Here is a 17199-nt window from a genome sequence, read left to right as displayed (position 1 = left end):
GAAAGGGCCTTTTTCAATTTTCACTTACCAGTTTTGACGAAGAATTACTTCAGAGCGCTGCCAGCTATCTGGAACAACACCCGCCGATTCGCAACCTGGATGATCTACGAGAGCACAGCTTCGTCAGCTATATCGATGATTTGCTGTACAGCAAGGAGCTTCTCTATCTTGATGAGATCGGCAAGCCTCGTCATGTCGCATTATGCAGCACCAGTATTTTTGCGCAGCAGCAGGCAACCGCAGCCGGGGCTGGAATTGCCATCCTTCCGTCATTTTCTGCCGATGCGGATCCACGCCTAAAGCGGGTACTGGGCGAGCATATCGAGTTCACCCGGACGTTCTGGATGTTGATGCCGGTCGAACTGAAGGACATTGCCCGAATGAAGGCCACCTGGAGTTTCTTGCGTGAAATGGCGGAAGCGAACCAGGGGCTGCTGATGGGGCGTCAATTGGAGTAAGTTTAGGAGCTGCCCGGCACACGGTGTCATGCACTTCGCTTATTACCCACTATTGCTCGGATTTTGGTATCGCTGGGGGGACTCCTCAGTGCCAGATCGAGTGAGCCTCCCAATCGCGGAACTGCTCCGCGGGGATCGGCCGGCTGATGGTGTAGCCCTGGGCAATGTCGCAACCGAGCTGCTCAAGCTGGGTCAAGGTGGCGAGATCCTCGACCCCTTCGGCGACTACCCTGAGATCCAGGTTGTGCGCGAGCTCGATGATGGAGCGCACGATCTTCGTCGAACTATGGTCGCTGGTCATGCGGGTGACGAAGGATTGGTCGATCTTCAGCGCGTCCATTGGCAACTGCTGCAGGTAGGCCAAGGATGAGTAACCGGTGCCGAAGTCGTCGATGGCGAGTTGGGCGTCGAGGTTCTTCAGTCGCACGAGCGTCTCCATCGAGGTCACCGGGTCTTCCATCAGGGCGCTTTCGGTCAGCTCGAACTCGATCCAGTCCGATTGTGCGCCCCAGGTGGCGAAGGCGCCGCTAATGTGTTCGAGCAGTTTAGGATCGCGCAGGTCTCGCGCCGAGAGGTTGACCGACACTGGTCGCTCGATGCCCTCTTCGTGCCAAGCGTAGCGCTGCCCCAGCGCAGCGTCCAGCACCCAGTAAGTGAGGGGGGTGATCAGCCCGGTGCTCTCGGCAAGCTTGATGAATTGGTCGGGGGCGAGCAGGCCGTGCTGGGGATGCTGCCAACGTACCAGCGCTTCCGAGCCGCAGACCTTGTTGGTGGCGATCTGTAGCTTCGGCTGGTAATGCAGCAAGAGCTCGTTGTGCTCGATCGCCCGCCGCAGGTCGCCCATCAGCGCCATGCGCTGGGCGCATTCCAGATCGAGGCCGCCCTTGAACAGCGCATAGCCGGTGCTGGAACGCTTGGCCTGCTCAAGGGCGATACTGGCCCGGCGGATCAACGCCTCGGGATCGGTGCCGTGACCAGGGTAGAGGGCGATCCCGATGCTCGCCCGGGCATCGAGGAATAGCCCGGAAAGTTCGATCGGATCATACAGCGCCACCAGGATCCGCTGCGCCAACTGTGACGCCTGTTCGGCGCCGCCACTGGGCATCAAAACTGCGAACTCGCACTCGCCGACCCGTGCCGCCTGATTCGTCGCGCCCACCGTTTGCACCAGCCGTTCGGCGATTTTCTGCTGAAGCCGGTCGGCTTCGTGGTAACCGAGGATTTCATTGATCTCCCGGCTGCGCCCGACTTCCATCTGCAGCAGGCCGAGTGGTCGCCGCTCCTGTCTGGCGGTGGCTATCGCTTCCTCCAGCAGTTCGCGCAGGCGGACCCGGTTCGGCAGCCCGGTAAGGGTGTCGGAGTAGGCCATGCGCTTGACGGTCTGTTCCGCTATCGCGGCCCTGGCACGAGTGCGCAGGGTGCTGATGCCGAAGCCCAGGTCGTTGGCCGTAGCGACCAAGAGTTCGACTTCCTTGGCGTCAAAGGCCTCGGCTTGCGCCGCCATGATGGTCAGCATGCCGATCGGCTCGGCTTCGACGTGCAGCGGCAACAGTATGGCCGAGGCGAAGCCGCGCTCGCGAGCTTCCTCGCGTAGCGGGGCCTCGGGGTCGTTGAGGATGTCGCGCATCACCACCGCTTGACCGCTCTCGAGCGACGCGTCGATCTTGCGAATAAAGGCCATCCCGTCCGCACTGGATTCCCAGGCGAATCCGAGTGCGAGGAAGCCTTCGTCGAACCCCTCGTGGGCCACCGGGTGATAGGGCGGAACCTGCTGATCCTCGCGGTAGCTGACCGAGGCCAGGCGGTAGCCACAATCCTCCACCAGCACCCGGCAAACCTCCTTGAGCAGGGCCATCTCGTCCGTGGCATGAATCAGCGCATGGTTGACCGCCACCCGTGTTGACAGGACCCGGTTCAGTCCCTGTATCTCCTGCTCCGCCTGCCTACGTCTGGCCTTGGTTCGCAGGGCTTGGATGCCGAACGCCAGATCTTCGGCAGCCTCCGTGAGTAGTTCCATCTCCTTTACGCCAAATGCATCGGGCTCCGGGGCGCCAATGCCGATGGCGCCGAAGATCTCGCCTTCGACCCGCAGCGGTAGTGACAGCACCGAGGCAATCCCGTGCTCGATCGCCCCCTCGCGCCAGGGCATCGTGTTTGGGTCGGTCTGGATATTGCGAGTAATGCTTGGATTGCCGGTGCGGATTGCAGTACCAGTGGGGCCACGACCGCGCTCGGCATCTGCCCAGGTCAGGTTGAGGGAGTCCACATAGGCTTGTTCGAGCCCCGCATGGGCCACGGGCGTGACGGTCTTTGTCTCGTCGTGCTCTGCGCGGCCGACCCAGGCGAGGCGGTAACCGGCTTCTTCGACCACCACCCGGCAGATCTCTTGAAGCAACTCGCATTCCTCCTCGGCACGCAGCAGCGCGCGGTTGCTTCCGCTCAGAGTCCGTAGCGCCCGGTTGAGGTACTCCAACTCTTCACTGGTGGCACATTGCATTGGCATGGATCGCCTCTTGCTCGGGTACGACTCGCTTTGAGTATAGAACTGGTGGTATTTCGAGATGAGCGGGGCTACCCAATGGTCGCACTTTTTTTGCTTGCCAAGCCAGAGGAGTCCAAAGACGACGCGTAAAGGATGACGTTTACAGAGCGAGCCAAGCCCGGTACAGGCCAGAACTCAGCTTACGCAGAATTAAAGACTTGTGACTTTGATTGTTGGGCGGTCCATCCCTGCATCGGAGGAAATTCCGGCGTAGTCACCATTCCCAAGATAGGTAGGATCGAGAAGGAGCATCGCGTCTGCGCTTCAGCTTTCGCAGGAACGATGGAGGATGACTTTTTAACATTTCTTTGTCGAGTAGATAGACGTCGCGGTCTGGGTGTCGACAGAGGAGGCGCGCGTCGATACCGGGCAAAGAGCGGCTACGTCATTGCCGACATGCGCTGAAATCGCGCTAAAGGGCATCGTGGATATCCCGAGTGCTGTGTGAAGACGGACAGCGTACTTAGCACTCAGTCTGCTGAACTCTGCTACGACTCGGCGATTGATGGTGTCTAGGGACGCAAGAAGTGGCCCCGAAAATTTGAACAGCGCTATTAAGGGACGTTTGCCGAAAATGAAGTCTAGTGCCTATCAACCGCGTACCCCAGGCTTCGCGGGCTACAGCAAAGTCCCGCATTTGCTTCGGGAACACACGGAAAGCAGTCAAAGTAGACCAGATAGTTCCAGCTTTGTTTCGTCGCAAGATTAGGCAGCACTGGATTGAGGTCAAGTTTGGCTATTTCTGCCATAAAGTAGCGCCTATCCAGTCGAGATAGGGGCCTGGTTGCAGCTGTCCTTTGCCTACACTGAAACCACATAAGCGTGAACTGATTTTTGATTTTTGATGCATGCTGGAAAAATCCGAGAATCACTTGTCAAAAAGTCATGGAATTAGTTCGGATAGCTGCAACTAAAGTTTCTCGAAAGTGCGACAAGCGATTTTTCAAAGAATTAGTTCTCGAAATTTTGATTTTTTAGTTATGAGCGCTACGGCTTACGGTGCTTATGAACATCCATGATATAGCACATGATTTAACATAATATACATTATGCGAAGCCTAGAGATCGCCCAATAGGTGCAACCAGTGCAGACCGGCCACCAGCTGGCCTAGCAGGAATGCCAGCGGAAACGCCCACCAGGGATTCATTGCAGCGTTCTCGGCAAGCGGCTGGAGTCTTCGACCACGGTAACGCGGGTTCCGGCAGAGCCCCCAGCCTGGGCAGATCGGGACTGCGTCTCCGACCCGCCCAGGCTGGTTACGGTTTTTTGATCGACGCGGCCATACAAGTCGATGGGCCAAGCGCGGGCGACGTACGCGAGGCCCTGCTTCTCCAGCAGCAAGCCGTAATCCTTGCGGGTGACTTTCCAACCCAGGGCCTGCACTTCACTGAGCAACATTTTCTCTTTTTGGTGGTACGACTCATCGAGAAACTCGACATAACCGGACAATTCCTTACCCGGCTTCTCGCTCCACATATAGCCCATAGAGCGGAGCTGATGCACCTGGGCGAGCTTGTCCAGATAATCGATAGCAATCCGCTGCTGCTCACCGTCACCCTGGGCGACTTGCTGCTGAGCCTGCACCTGAGTCGGTGCAATTGCTTCAGGCGGTGGATTAACCAGCGCATTAGGCTTGAGCTCCTGAACCTGCGGTTCGGCCTGGACGGCCTGCATCGAGCCCGTAGCCGACTGCGGATGGAAGAATCCATAGAGGTGGTAAACAGCGAAGCACGCCGCCAGAAAGGCCAGCGGCACGCCCAGGGTTAGACCCTTGGTGTTGGCCAGCATGTTGGTCCGGGACGTGGTGTAAACCGTGCTGCGCGTGCCTTCGCGACGGTGGCTCATGTAGGTGCCGAAGTACCTCGAATCGTAGTCGCGAGATCCGGACAGGGTTTTGACGAACTTGCCGAATTTCTGCTTCTGATAGACCTCCCACTTGTAGCTGTTGGCCTTGCCGATCGCTTCCAGCTTGAGGAAGTAGATCACCGTGCGGATGCGGTTACGGATCAGCTTGTGAACATCGGACCGATCCTGACCCATGACGATAATATCGAGGCCCCGGTGCCGGTGTTCCGTCCAGAACTTTTGCTGGTTGAGCGGCAGCTTGTTAGCACCGCTAGGGAAATAGTCCTGAATCTCATCCCATACGATCAGCGCGTTATCCGGGGTCTGGTTGCACATCTCATTGATGCAACGCTGCACCTCGCCTTCGGCACTGTCCTGCTCAGCCGGCTCGACGTTGATGATCAACAGCTTGATCATTTCCAGCGGCTGCCCAGTTAGCTCGGCCAGCTTCTCGCAGTTCATCCCGCGGATGTTTGTGACCACCGTGCGGCGCGCCTTGAGCGCCGGAATGATGTGATAAACCACCGCTTCGTAAGTCTTGCCGGCCCCTGGCAAGCCTTCGTGATACTCGATTGCCATGGGTTACCACCTCCCGAGAGTGATTGCCTTGCGCGACAGGCGGAAAATCACAGCGCTGACGATCAAGCTAACCGCCGTGTTGAGCCCGGATTGGGCGAGGAAATAACCGATATGCGGCATGACCGGCGCGAGCACAGCCGACAGACTGTAACTGTCGAGGAACTCAGGAGTCGGCAGATCTTCGAGGATCGTGGCCACCGCTTCCAAAATGCCCTTGAGCACCCGAATGGGCAGATCGTCGAGGTACTGCATGAAGTCATCCCAAAGCCCCTTGTAGAAGTCGAGGGTCAACCATTTAGGCCACATAGAAACCTCACAAGAACGCGATACGGAAAGCCAGGAAGGCAGCGATAGCGATAACAACCGCCTTGATCAACTCCCATGGCACATTAGAGCCGCACCACTGATCGAGCTGTAAGTCAAAAACCCAAACATTGACGCTGTAAACCGGGCATGAGCCAGCGGCATTGACGGTCAAAAAGCCGCCAACTTTATCCATAATCGGTAAGTTAGAAACGCGGCCCTGATAGGCTTGGAGAACCGATATATAAGTATCTTCGCCGGGCTCATACCAATCCCCTCCTCCACCCTCGCCGCCGCCGCAATCCTCATCAGTGCAATCACCCAAGCCATCGCCATCGCCGTCCGGATTAGTGTTGCTTGCACAACTTGCACCAGTACAAGTAGAAGTCGAACCGGTTGAATTCCCGGTGGAATCTTTACCGGACACCGTTGTATTAGTCGTCACAGATACGGAGCAAGAGTTAAAACCCGTACATGTGGTAACCGTAGCAGTATCGGTTTTAGTTGTAGTCGTTGAGCCATCCGGATTCGTGACGGTATTAACGTCGGTTTTAACCTTGGCATCATTGAGGGATGGGTCTTTATAAGCACACACCTCTGCACCATTCACAGTGCCGCAATACATGCCTTCTTTACTGATTGTAGAAGTTGATTGGCAGGTTTGAGAGCCATCTGCATTAGTCGTATAAATACAAGGCTTGGTCTCCGTGTCGGTCTTGGGCACCGGGGCTGGATCGGTCGAAGCCGCTGGGCCTACGCCGTTTGATGAGTCGCATTCGGTGCCCGCGAAGATACCAGCGAGCTTGCAATTATAAGACCCACCAGTGCCAACAATTTTGCCAGTGCAGCGCACGTCAATTAATTCGGCGGCACAACCGCTAAAACATCCAGAACGAATGGTGGTTATTCGCTTTCCGCTTAAGGATGCAAAGCCATCGCCAATACTGCCCGCTTTAACAAATGAGCGTTCAGTACCCGCAAGAGAAGAGCACATATTAGTATCTTCACACGCGCCGGTAGTTGCGTTACTAACCTGGCCGGACGCGCAATCACACTTACCAGTGGACACGTTATAGGTGCTGCCAGCGGCGCACGTAGCCCCGGCACGACTGACGTACGCATATTGAACGCCGTATTTATTAGTAAAAGTACAACGGTATTGCACGGTCGAAATAAAGTTAGTTGAAACATAAGAAAATGGCGCACTCCCAGGACTATTTTGAGTGACATAACGCGGATAAAAGTCGTCGCACGCCGCCTCTGGAGTTACAAACTTAAGAGTGGTTTGCGCGCCATATGAGTTAGTCCAATAGTAATCGACCGCCCAGGACTGAGACGACAGGATCAGGAGGCCGAGAAGCCAACAATAATTGCGACGGCGCATACAGTCCCCCAGGCGAATATCGCGAATTCAATAAGCATTTCGAGCACTCCAAGGAAAAGGGCCTCCTAAGAGGCCCCCGATACAGCAGGAACGATCAGCGGAACCAACCGATAACTTTGCCGAAGCCCCATTTCGCGACACCCGGCAGGATCTTGATGGCAGCGATCGCGGCGATCGCGGTGACGATGGTGGTAGCGTCGATCGCAGTGGTGATCGCGGTGAAATCAAGCGCAGCAAACGCACTCGGGGTCGCAACAGCGGCAACAGTTGCAACAGCAATAGCGTTCAGCGTGAACAGTTTTTTGAATTGCATAGTTCAATCCTCAAAGGTTTCGAGAGTTTGTTGGCGGTCGTTAATCCAGTTGACGACAGCGCCAAATCCCCAGGCGGTAAGCCAGAGAATCAGGGGCAGAGACAACCCGGCCATGAAGGCGGCGCGGACTGCATCTGAATCGGGTTGTGCGAACAGCGTGACAAGCGTCGGGACTTGCTGGTACTCCTGGGCGTTCATCAGCGCGAAGCCAGCACAGGCCTCGGTGAATTCGCCCACGACCTCCAGCGTGGTTCCGGCAAGCTCAACGCAGACGGCCATTAGGCAGCTTCCTGTTCTTCATCAGCCCGGCAGTTCGGGCAGACGGCGAAAAATGGCGGCGTGGAATGGTCTTCCAGGGCGTCGGGTTGCGGGGCCGGCTGGCTGTACAGTTGGCCCATGTCGTCGCCGCAGCAGTTGCACAGAACACGGTCGAGAATCAGCACGGCCCACCCTCCCCTTAAGCCCGGACTGCAGCCGGAGCAGCGGCAGGCACAGGCGCAGCAGCCTGCAAGCGAAGCGGTACGCCGGTGACGTCTACTTGGTCATAGGCCGTTGCGCCCTTCTCTTTCTGGTAAAAACCAAAGAGAACCGGCACAAAAACCTCTTTGCCCAGGAACGGGCGGAAGGCGTTGTGCAGGCCCTTTTCAACTTCAAATTTGTCGATACGAGCATCGACATAACTGGTGGTCGGGCGGCCTTTACGATCGGCGCCTTGCACTTGGAGGGAAAGCTCAACACCGCCATAACCGGTCTCTTTGATGCCTTCCAGTACGCCGTGAACAATTCCAGGATTTGCCATTTCAGTTGCCTCTCGGATGTTGGGCTAATGCCCGGTTAAAAACTGGTTTATGCGGCCTCTGGCGTCGGTTCGACGTACCAGTCAGGGCGCTGTGCGCAGAAATCGACGGTCACGAAACGCAGAAGCGGGACCACGTTCGACTTGCGGTCGTTTTCGTTGAGTTTTTGCAGTGCAGCCTTAGAAAGACCCACTTCGCAGAGGTCGCCAACGTGGCGGTAAAAATTCCGAGGGCCGAGCTCTTTGGTATGCTGCCAGCCGTAGTCCTTGATGCTCAGATAGGTGCGGAAAAGAGACTTGGCATACGCCGTCGATGGGTTACCTTCGACGTAGATCGAAGGCACCACCACACCCGCCTCTACACGCTCTTTGGTGAAGCGACCTTTGCCCGGCTTGGTGAATTTTTCGAGCAGCGCTTCGTAGACTTTGTCGTCATTGATCACTTTCATTTCCACACCTCCAAAGGCCGCGAATAGGTCCTTTGTCACTTCCTTCCAACATTCTTGAATCAGGCAACGACCCTGACTTTCCAGTTCTTCCTGATAGTCACAAAGCGCCCCCAATTTGGTGGGGATGTTCCGGCGACTCATCCAGCGGTGAAGCACGGTGGCCTCCATCCGCAACAAGTACTTGGTCCACTCGATCAGTCGCGGGTCAGACATGACTTTCAACGCCCGGCGAATGCCGAGGTTGTGCCGCCCTGCCCGCTTCATTTCGTCGAGCTGGTTCTGATACTCAAGGTGCTTGAGGTACGCCTTGAGGCGCTTAAGGCGGGTCTTCTTGGAGCCGAAATAGGCCGAGCTGGAATAGTTATCGCCCCGGCTTTTGGTCTGGCCGTTGCTGACGTTGGTCAGCGCGTCAATCACCTGATAGGCCGTGCGCTCGTCGTCCAGGCGGCTGCTGTAAGTGCAGTCCATGCCGTAAACGACCGTTTCAGGGATATCGAGCAGCGCAAACAGCTTCGGATAGCTGCCAGCCAGCCACTTGAGCATCACCTCAGCACCCAAGCGGATGCTGGTCGGGCCGAATACGTTATGCCCCTGAAGAAGCTTGGCCGGGCTGGCCTTTAGCTCGATGCCGGGATCAAGGCGCTTGCCTAGCGTCTGGTGGAAAACCTTAAACGCCATCGGCGTGAACCCGGTCGAAAGCGACTCCCACGGGTGACGCAGGTAGTCGGCCTGCAACTGACCTTCATCGTCCCGACTAACCTGCCCTTGGAGCGGTACACCTAAGCTTTCCAAATCCACATAGAAATGCGGATCGCCCGACTCAAGTCGGGAAACGCATGGAATGCGGAAGGGGATGAAAAGGTGAAGTCGGTCTAACATTTATCGCTTCCCTGACCATTTGCATGCATGCATGCAAATAACATTTGAGCGAAATGTATACGCGTCCACACGCATGCGTCAACACAAGTAACATGCATGCACGTACACTTTTTGGAGACGGCCGATGAAAGGTGGTGGCTCGATGCCAGCAACTCTTAGATTGACAACCGCAGAGCAAGAGCTCTTGCGGAAAAAATGCATAGATATCAATAAGTTACTAATAAAACAGGGCAAGCAACCGCTAAGGGATAGCGAGCTAGCGCATTTTTTATTAGAAAAATCAGTTGCTTACATCGAAGTAAGCGAATCAGGCGAGCTGACGCTAGAGCCCCGGTAGAGCCATGCCGAGAGCCCCAAAGTGTCACCATGTCACAAGAGTCCACCATTAGAGATGGTGGACCCTGAACGCTGCGCGCCCAGGGCGGAAAGCTGAAAAGCTGTCTCCGCTTCCTATCCAGCCGTTCGCCACCGAGATGGAAGTCAAAATGACGAGCTGGATTCTTTACATCGTTATAGCCGCGACAGACGTGCCAGCAGTAGAGATGGGGCCATACGCTACTGCCGATGAGTGCCAAAAAGCAGGCGACCTATTCGGCGAAGAACACGCCAAAAAGGGAAAAAAAGAGTACATCGGCATCTACTGCCAGGAAGAAGAAAAGCCAAAAAGCAATTAGCCGGGATGGTTGCCACCGAGGCGACCAGAACGATTAGAGGCACCTGCGCTGCACATTCGTGCGACTTGGCAGGGGTTCCCCCTCGCTGCGCTACCCCAAACGACGTGATGCTGTATCCGCACGCCTAGAGGCATCCTCGCTCCGCTGGATCAGGGGCAAGCCCCTGCGCCCAAGGGCTACCCCGTGTTGAACAGTGGAGGGGTTGGGTTGAAATTTGCGCCTGGCGACCGTTCGTCGGTATTTATGGTAACGCGTTACATAATCTTTGTATTATTGGTAACGCGTGACTATAATTACATCACAGACAACGAAACGGAGTTCCAGCCATGCCCATGATCGACAACCAGCACCATTACAACACCGCACTTGCAGCTAAAGCAGGTAAGGGATTCCACGTTCGGGCCGATGCTTACTGGCTCGATCTGCTTGAATTTCTTCCTGCTGGTCACTTCGAAGTGCACGAGCTAGAGAAGCTGCAAAAACGTTACTTCGGGCTTCATCTTTCGATGGAAGAAGGCGAGGCCCAAGCTTACGAACTCCGTGGCTTCGTTGACGCCGTGGCGGTAATGGCTGGCGTATCCAAGGAAGATTTGGGATGGCTCTGTGATGCTTTCGAGTGGGTGATCGGACAATGAAAGATCCAATAGATCAGGCCACGCCGGATATGCTGGAAACGCCAAAACGCGGACGTCCGAAATCCGGTAACGCGTTATCGGCTGCGGAAAAGCAGAAGGCCTACCGTGATCGAAAAAAGCTGGAAGGTCTGAAAACAATAACGCTGAGCCGTTTAGAGATTTCAGCAATCACCCTGGGGCTGGCAAAGCTAGTCGCCGAACACCAACGGTATCCGACCGTTGCAGCCCGATATCAAGAAGTCCTAGACCGTTTCAGAGACTAGAGATCGAGAACAGCCTTGCAGGCTTCCTGCAAGGCTTGCAAACGCGCATCGAGGTCGAAAGATTCTCTATCGAGCTGCGCGAGCCTGGAACGCATCTGACGCGTTTCAGCAACAAGCCGAGGGTAATCCGACAAGACATGGCAAACAGCGTCCAGGGCATCCCTTGAGGGCGCGTAGAGCTGTGCGTCGCGGATTAGATGGGCTGGGATATCGAGTGGCATCGCATAATCGACGTTACATTAAATCGCGCCGGGAGCTTACGCGATTATCCCGACCCGACTGAACGTAACGTTTTCCATTATGCGAAGCCTAGAGATCGCCCAATAGGTGCAACCAGTGCAGACCGGCCACCAGCTGGCCTAGCAGGAATGCCAGCGGAAACGCCCACCAGGGATTCATTGCAGCGTTCTCGGCAAGCGGCTGGAGTCTTCGACCACGGTAACGCGGGTTCCGGCAGAGCCCCCAGCCTGGGCAGATCGGGACTGCGTCTCCGACCCGCCCAGGCTGGTTACGGTTTTTTGATCGACGCGGCCATACAAGTCGATGGGCCAAGCGCGGGCGACGTACGCGAGGCCCTGCTTCTCCAGCAGCAAGCCGTAATCCTTGCGGGTGACTTTCCAACCCAGGGCCTGCACTTCACTGAGCAACATTTTCTCTTTTTGGTGGTACGACTCATCGAGAAACTCGACATAACCGGACAATTCCTTACCCGGCTTCTCGCTCCACATATAGCCCATAGAGCGGAGCTGATGCACCTGGGCGAGCTTGTCCAGATAATCGATAGCAATCCGCTGCTGCTCACCGTCACCCTGGGCGACTTGCTGCTGAGCCTGCACCTGAGTCGGTGCAATTGCTTCAGGCGGTGGATTAACCAGCGCATTAGGCTTGAGCTCCTGAACCTGCGGTTCGGCCTGGACGGCCTGCATCGAGCCCGTAGCCGACTGCGGATGGAAGAATCCATAGAGGTGGTAAACAGCGAAGCACGCCGCCAGAAAGGCCAGCGGCACGCCCAGGGTTAGACCCTTGGTGTTGGCCAGCATGTTGGTCCGGGACGTGGTGTAAACCGTGCTGCGCGTGCCTTCGCGACGGTGGCTCATGTAGGTGCCGAAGTACCTCGAATCGTAGTCGCGAGATCCGGACAGGGTTTTGACGAACTTGCCGAATTTCTGCTTCTGATAGACCTCCCACTTGTAGCTGTTGGCCTTGCCGATCGCTTCCAGCTTGAGGAAGTAGATCACCGTGCGGATGCGGTTACGGATCAGCTTGTGAACATCGGACCGATCCTGACCCATGACGATAATATCGAGGCCCCGGTGCCGGTGTTCCGTCCAGAACTTTTGCTGGTTGAGCGGCAGCTTGTTAGCACCGCTAGGGAAATAGTCCTGAATCTCATCCCATACGATCAGCGCGTTATCCGGGGTCTGGTTGCACATCTCATTGATGCAACGCTGCACCTCGCCTTCGGCACTGTCCTGCTCAGCCGGCTCGACGTTGATGATCAACAGCTTGATCATTTCCAGCGGCTGCCCAGTTAGCTCGGCCAGCTTCTCGCAGTTCATCCCGCGGATGTTTGTGACCACCGTGCGGCGCGCCTTGAGCGCCGGAATGATGTGATAAACCACCGCTTCGTAAGTCTTGCCGGCCCCTGGCAAGCCTTCGTGATACTCGATTGCCATGGGTTACCACCTCCCGAGAGTGATTGCCTTGCGCGACAGGCGGAAAATCACAGCGCTGACGATCAAGCTAACCGCCGTGTTGAGCCCGGATTGGGCGAGGAAATAACCGATATGCGGCATGACCGGCGCGAGCACAGCCGACAGACTGTAACTGTCGAGGAACTCAGGAGTCGGCAGATCTTCGAGGATCGTGGCCACCGCTTCCAAAATGCCCTTGAGCACCCGAATGGGCAGATCGTCGAGGTACTGCATGAAGTCATCCCAAAGCCCCTTGTAGAAGTCGAGGGTCAACCATTTAGGCCACATAGAAACCTCACAAGAACGCGATACGGAAAGCCAGGAAGGCAGCGATAGCGATAACAACCGCCTTGATCAACTCCCATGGCACATTAGAGCCGCACCACTGATCGAGCTGTAAGTCAAAAACCCAAACATTGACGCTGTAAACCGGGCATGAGCCAGCGGCATTGACGGTCAAAAAGCCGCCAACTTTATCCATAATCGGTAAGTTAGAAACGCGGCCCTGATAGGCTTGGAGAACCGATATATAAGTATCTTCGCCGGGCTCATACCAATCCCCTCCTCCACCCTCGCCGCCGCCGCAATCCTCATCAGTGCAATCACCCAAGCCATCGCCATCGCCGTCCGGATTAGTGTTGCTTGCACAACTTGCACCAGTACAAGTAGAAGTCGAACCGGTTGAATTCCCGGTGGAATCTTTACCGGACACCGTTGTATTAGTCGTCACAGATACGGAGCAAGAGTTAAAACCCGTACATGTGGTAACCGTAGCAGTATCGGTTTTAGTTGTAGTCGTTGAGCCATCCGGATTCGTGACGGTATTAACGTCGGTTTTAACCTTGGCATCATTGAGGGATGGGTCTTTATAAGCACACACCTCTGCACCATTCACAGTGCCGCAATACATGCCTTCTTTACTGATTGTAGAAGTTGATTGGCAGGTTTGAGAGCCATCTGCATTAGTCGTATAAATACAAGGCTTGGTCTCCGTGTCGGTCTTGGGCACCGGGGCTGGATCGGTCGAAGCCGCTGGGCCTACGCCGTTTGATGAGTCGCATTCGGTGCCCGCGAAGATACCAGCGAGCTTGCAATTATAAGACCCACCAGTGCCAACAATTTTGCCAGTGCAGCGCACGTCAATTAATTCGGCGGCACAACCGCTAAAACATCCAGAACGAATGGTGGTTATTCGCTTTCCGCTTAAGGATGCAAAGCCATCGCCAATACTGCCCGCTTTAACAAATGAGCGTTCAGTACCCGCAAGAGAAGAGCACATATTAGTATCTTCACACGCGCCGGTAGTTGCGTTACTAACCTGGCCGGACGCGCAATCACACTTACCAGTGGACACGTTATAGGTGCTGCCAGCGGCGCACGTAGCCCCGGCACGACTGACGTACGCATATTGAACGCCGTATTTATTAGTAAAAGTACAACGGTATTGCACGGTCGAAATAAAGTTAGTTGAAACATAAGAAAATGGCGCACTCCCAGGACTATTTTGAGTGACATAACGCGGATAAAAGTCGTCGCACGCCGCCTCTGGAGTTACAAACTTAAGAGTGGTTTGCGCGCCATATGAGTTAGTCCAATAGTAATCGACCGCCCAGGACTGAGACGACAGGATCAGGAGGCCGAGAAGCCAACAATAATTGCGACGGCGCATACAGTCCCCCAGGCGAATATCGCGAATTCAATAAGCATTTCGAGCACTCCAAGGAAAAGGGCCTCCTAAGAGGCCCCCGATACAGCAGGAACGATCAGCGGAACCAACCGATAACTTTGCCGAAGCCCCATTTCGCGACACCCGGCAGGATCTTGATGGCAGCGATCGCGGCGATCGCGGTGACGATGGTGGTAGCGTCGATCGCAGTGGTGATCGCGGTGAAATCAAGCGCAGCAAACGCACTCGGGGTCGCAACAGCGGCAACAGTTGCAACAGCAATAGCGTTCAGCGTGAACAGTTTTTTGAATTGCATAGTTCAATCCTCAAAGGTTTCGAGAGTTTGTTGGCGGTCGTTAATCCAGTTGACGACAGCGCCAAATCCCCAGGCGGTAAGCCAGAGAATCAGGGGCAGAGACAACCCGGCCATGAAGGCGGCGCGGACTGCATCTGAATCGGGTTGTGCGAACAGCGTGACAAGCGTCGGGACTTGCTGGTACTCCTGGGCGTTCATCAGCGCGAAGCCAGCACAGGCCTCGGTGAATTCGCCCACGACCTCCAGCGTGGTTCCGGCAAGCTCAACGCAGACGGCCATTAGGCAGCTTCCTGTTCTTCATCAGCCCGGCAGTTCGGGCAGACGGCGAAAAATGGCGGCGTGGAATGGTCTTCCAGGGCGTCGGGTTGCGGGGCCGGCTGGCTGTACAGTTGGCCCATGTCGTCGCCGCAGCAGTTGCACAGAACACGGTCGAGAATCAGCACGGCCCACCCTCCCCTTAAGCCCGGACTGCAGCCGGAGCAGCGGCAGGCACAGGCGCAGCAGCCTGCAAGCGAAGCGGTACGCCGGTGACGTCTACTTGGTCATAGGCCGTTGCGCCCTTCTCTTTCTGGTAAAAACCAAAGAGAACCGGCACAAAAACCTCTTTGCCCAGGAACGGGCGGAAGGCGTTGTGCAGGCCCTTTTCAACTTCAAATTTGTCGATACGAGCATCGACATAACTGGTGGTCGGGCGGCCTTTACGATCGGCGCCTTGCACTTGGAGGGAAAGCTCAACACCGCCATAACCGGTCTCTTTGATGCCTTCCAGTACGCCGTGAACAATTCCAGGATTTGCCATTTCAGTTGCCTCTCGGATGTTGGGCTAATGCCCGGTTAAAAACTGGTTTATGCGGCCTCTGGCGTCGGTTCGACGTACCAGTCAGGGCGCTGTGCGCAGAAATCGACGGTCACGAAACGCAGAAGCGGGACCACGTTCGACTTGCGGTCGTTTTCGTTGAGTTTTTGCAGTGCAGCCTTAGAAAGACCCACTTCGCAGAGGTCGCCAACGTGGCGGTAAAAATTCCGAGGGCCGAGCTCTTTGGTATGCTGCCAGCCGTAGTCCTTGATGCTCAGATAGGTGCGGAAAAGAGACTTGGCATACGCCGTCGATGGGTTACCTTCGACGTAGATCGAAGGCACCACCACACCCGCCTCTACACGCTCTTTGGTGAAGCGACCTTTGCCCGGCTTGGTGAATTTTTCGAGCAGCGCTTCGTAGACTTTGTCGTCATTGATCACTTTCATTTCCACACCTCCAAAGGCCGCGAATAGGTCCTTTGTCACTTCCTTCCAACATTCTTGAATCAGGCAACGACCCTGACTTTCCAGTTCTTCCTGATAGTCACAAAGCGCCCCCAATTTGGTGGGGATGTTCCGGCGACTCATCCAGCGGTGAAGCACGGTGGCCTCCATCCGCAACAAGTACTTGGTCCACTCGATCAGTCGCGGGTCAGACATGACTTTCAACGCCCGGCGAATGCCGAGGTTGTGCCGCCCTGCCCGCTTCATTTCGTCGAGCTGGTTCTGATACTCAAGGTGCTTGAGGTACGCCTTGAGGCGCTTAAGGCGGGTCTTCTTGGAGCCGAAATAGGCCGAGCTGGAATAGTTATCGCCCCGGCTTTTGGTCTGGCCGTTGCTGACGTTGGTCAGCGCGTCAATCACCTGATAGGCCGTGCGCTCGTCGTCCAGGCGGCTGCTGTAAGTGCAGTCCATGCCGTAAACGACCGTTTCAGGGATATCGAGCAGCGCAAACAGCTTCGGATAGCTGCCAGCCAGCCACTTGAGCATCACCTCAGCACCCAAGCGGATGCTGGTCGGGCCGAATACGTTATGCCCCTGAAGAAGCTTGGCCGGGCTGGCCTTTAGCTCGATGCCGGGATCAAGGCGCTTGCCTAGCGTCTGGTGGAAAACCTTAAACGCCATCGGCGTGAACCCGGTCGAAAGCGACTCCCACGGGTGACGCAGGTAGTCGGCCTGCAACTGACCTTCATCGTCCCGACTAACCTGCCCTTGGAGCGGTACACCTAAGCTTTCCAAATCCACATAGAAATGCGGATCGCCCGACTCAAGTCGGGAAACGCATGGAATGCGGAAGGGGATGAAAAGGTGAAGTCGGTCTAACATTTATCGCTTCCCTGACCATTTGCATGCATGCATGCAAATAACATTTGAGCGAAATGTATACGCGTCCACACGCATGCGTCAACACAAGTAACATGCATGCACGTACACTTTTTGGAGACGGCCGATGAAAGGTGGTGGCTCGATGCCAGCAACTCTTAGATTGACAACCGCAGAGCAAGAGCTCTTGCGGAAAAAATGCATAGATATCAATAAGTTACTAATAAAACAGGGCAAGCAACCGCTAAGGGATAGCGAGCTAGCGCATTTTTTATTAGAAA

The 17199-nt window shown here is 55.7% G+C and carries 20 protein-coding genes and 1 pseudogene; 4 read left to right on the top strand and 17 right to left on the bottom strand.

The features are described from left to right. Nucleotides 1-47: 47 nt before the first annotated feature. Nucleotides 48-458, top strand: a pseudogene (locus AC3IYG_RS10955) (LysR substrate-binding domain-containing protein); the annotation flags it as partial. Nucleotides 459-543: 85 nt separating this feature from the next. On the opposite strand, the gene AC3IYG_RS10950 reads toward AC3IYG_RS10955, so the two are convergent. The 9 genes from AC3IYG_RS10950 to AC3IYG_RS10910 form a co-directional block, all read right to left on the bottom strand. Then, nucleotides 544-2961, bottom strand: coding sequence for a bifunctional diguanylate cyclase/phosphodiesterase (locus AC3IYG_RS10950; RefSeq protein ID WP_489313726.1), 2418 nt, complete (start codon nucleotides 2959-2961; stop codon nucleotides 544-546). A gap of 1183 nt (nucleotides 2962-4144) precedes the next feature. Beyond that, complete coding sequence (locus tag AC3IYG_RS10945) at nucleotides 4145-5425, bottom strand: zonular occludens toxin domain-containing protein (protein ID WP_489313725.1); 1281 nt, start codon at nucleotides 5423-5425, stop codon at nucleotides 4145-4147. A 3-nt stretch (nucleotides 5426-5428) separates the two neighbouring features. After that, nucleotides 5429-5731: a hypothetical protein gene (locus AC3IYG_RS10940; protein ID WP_489313724.1), complete on the bottom strand. Its 303-nt coding sequence runs from the start codon at nucleotides 5729-5731 to the stop codon at nucleotides 5429-5431. A gap of 7 nt (nucleotides 5732-5738) precedes the next feature. Further along, the gene (locus AC3IYG_RS10935) at nucleotides 5739-7112 is read right to left on the bottom strand and encodes a hypothetical protein (protein WP_489313723.1); all 1374 of its coding nucleotides are present in this window, start codon (nucleotides 7110-7112) and stop codon (nucleotides 5739-5741) included. Between the two features lie 94 nt (nucleotides 7113-7206). Further along, nucleotides 7207-7425, bottom strand: a complete 219-nt coding sequence (locus AC3IYG_RS10930; protein ID WP_489313722.1) for a hypothetical protein — start codon at nucleotides 7423-7425, stop codon at nucleotides 7207-7209. Between the two features lie 3 nt (nucleotides 7426-7428). After that, entirely contained in the window at nucleotides 7429-7704 is a 276-nt protein-coding gene (locus AC3IYG_RS10925) for a hypothetical protein (RefSeq protein ID WP_489313721.1), read from the bottom strand. Beyond that, on the bottom strand, nucleotides 7704-7868 hold the full coding sequence (locus AC3IYG_RS10920; RefSeq protein WP_489313720.1) for a hypothetical protein: 165 nt from the start codon (nucleotides 7866-7868) through the stop codon (nucleotides 7704-7706). Before AC3IYG_RS10920 ends, AC3IYG_RS10925 begins: the two co-directional genes overlap by 1 nt. A gap of 14 nt (nucleotides 7869-7882) precedes the next feature. Then, the gene (locus AC3IYG_RS10915) at nucleotides 7883-8224 is read right to left on the bottom strand and encodes a hypothetical protein (protein ID WP_489313719.1); all 342 of its coding nucleotides are present in this window, start codon (nucleotides 8222-8224) and stop codon (nucleotides 7883-7885) included. 47 nt (nucleotides 8225-8271) lie between these two features. After that, a complete protein-coding gene (locus AC3IYG_RS10910; protein ID WP_489313718.1) occupies nucleotides 8272-9549 on the bottom strand; it encodes a phage/plasmid replication protein, II/X family in 1278 nt (425 codons plus the stop codon). 485 nt (nucleotides 9550-10034) lie between these two features. On the opposite strand from AC3IYG_RS10910, the gene AC3IYG_RS10905 reads away from it, so the two are divergent. The 3 genes from AC3IYG_RS10905 (at nucleotide 10035) to AC3IYG_RS10895 (ending at nucleotide 11121) form a co-directional block, all read left to right on the top strand. Further along, on the top strand, nucleotides 10035-10223 hold the full coding sequence (locus tag AC3IYG_RS10905) for a hypothetical protein (protein ID WP_489313717.1): 189 nt from the start codon (nucleotides 10035-10037) through the stop codon (nucleotides 10221-10223). Nucleotides 10224-10549: 326 nt separating this feature from the next. Then, nucleotides 10550-10858, top strand: coding sequence for a hypothetical protein (locus tag AC3IYG_RS10900; protein WP_489313716.1), 309 nt, complete (start codon nucleotides 10550-10552; stop codon nucleotides 10856-10858). Next, the gene (locus tag AC3IYG_RS10895) at nucleotides 10855-11121 is read left to right on the top strand and encodes a hypothetical protein (protein WP_489313715.1); all 267 of its coding nucleotides are present in this window, start codon (nucleotides 10855-10857) and stop codon (nucleotides 11119-11121) included. Before AC3IYG_RS10900 ends, AC3IYG_RS10895 begins: the two co-directional genes overlap by 4 nt. Nucleotides 11122-11516: 395 nt before the next feature. Here AC3IYG_RS10895 and AC3IYG_RS10890 read toward each other — a convergent pair whose 3' ends face one another. From AC3IYG_RS10890 to AC3IYG_RS10855, 8 genes are all read right to left on the bottom strand, one after another. Then, nucleotides 11517-12797 (bottom strand): zonular occludens toxin domain-containing protein, encoded by a 1281-nt coding sequence (locus AC3IYG_RS10890; protein WP_489313725.1) that lies wholly within the window; start codon nucleotides 12795-12797, stop codon nucleotides 11517-11519. 3 nt (nucleotides 12798-12800) lie between these two features. Then, complete coding sequence (locus tag AC3IYG_RS10885; protein WP_489313724.1) at nucleotides 12801-13103, bottom strand: hypothetical protein; 303 nt, start codon at nucleotides 13101-13103, stop codon at nucleotides 12801-12803. A gap of 7 nt (nucleotides 13104-13110) precedes the next feature. Further along, on the bottom strand, nucleotides 13111-14484 hold the full coding sequence (locus AC3IYG_RS10880) for a hypothetical protein (RefSeq protein WP_489313723.1): 1374 nt from the start codon (nucleotides 14482-14484) through the stop codon (nucleotides 13111-13113). A 94-nt stretch (nucleotides 14485-14578) separates the two neighbouring features. Next, the gene (locus tag AC3IYG_RS10875; protein WP_489313722.1) at nucleotides 14579-14797 is read right to left on the bottom strand and encodes a hypothetical protein; all 219 of its coding nucleotides are present in this window, start codon (nucleotides 14795-14797) and stop codon (nucleotides 14579-14581) included. Nucleotides 14798-14800: 3 nt separating this feature from the next. Then, nucleotides 14801-15076 (bottom strand): hypothetical protein, encoded by a 276-nt coding sequence (locus AC3IYG_RS10870; RefSeq protein ID WP_489313721.1) that lies wholly within the window; start codon nucleotides 15074-15076, stop codon nucleotides 14801-14803. Beyond that, nucleotides 15076-15240 carry a hypothetical protein gene (locus AC3IYG_RS10865; protein ID WP_489313720.1) on the bottom strand — a complete coding sequence of 55 codons (165 nt, stop codon included), beginning with the start codon at nucleotides 15238-15240 and terminating at the stop codon, nucleotides 15076-15078. Before AC3IYG_RS10865 ends, AC3IYG_RS10870 begins: the two co-directional genes overlap by 1 nt. A 14-nt stretch (nucleotides 15241-15254) precedes the next feature. Beyond that, nucleotides 15255-15596, bottom strand: coding sequence for a hypothetical protein (locus AC3IYG_RS10860; protein ID WP_489313719.1), 342 nt, complete (start codon nucleotides 15594-15596; stop codon nucleotides 15255-15257). A gap of 47 nt (nucleotides 15597-15643) precedes the next feature. Beyond that, a complete protein-coding gene (locus AC3IYG_RS10855; protein ID WP_489313718.1) occupies nucleotides 15644-16921 on the bottom strand; it encodes a phage/plasmid replication protein, II/X family in 1278 nt (425 codons plus the stop codon). Between the last annotated feature and the right edge of the window lie 278 nt (nucleotides 16922-17199).

Source organism: Pseudomonas sp. KH_027, assembly GCF_057838565.1.
Note: the sequence above shows the minus strand (reverse complement) of the source record. Positions and strands in the feature narration are given on the sequence as shown.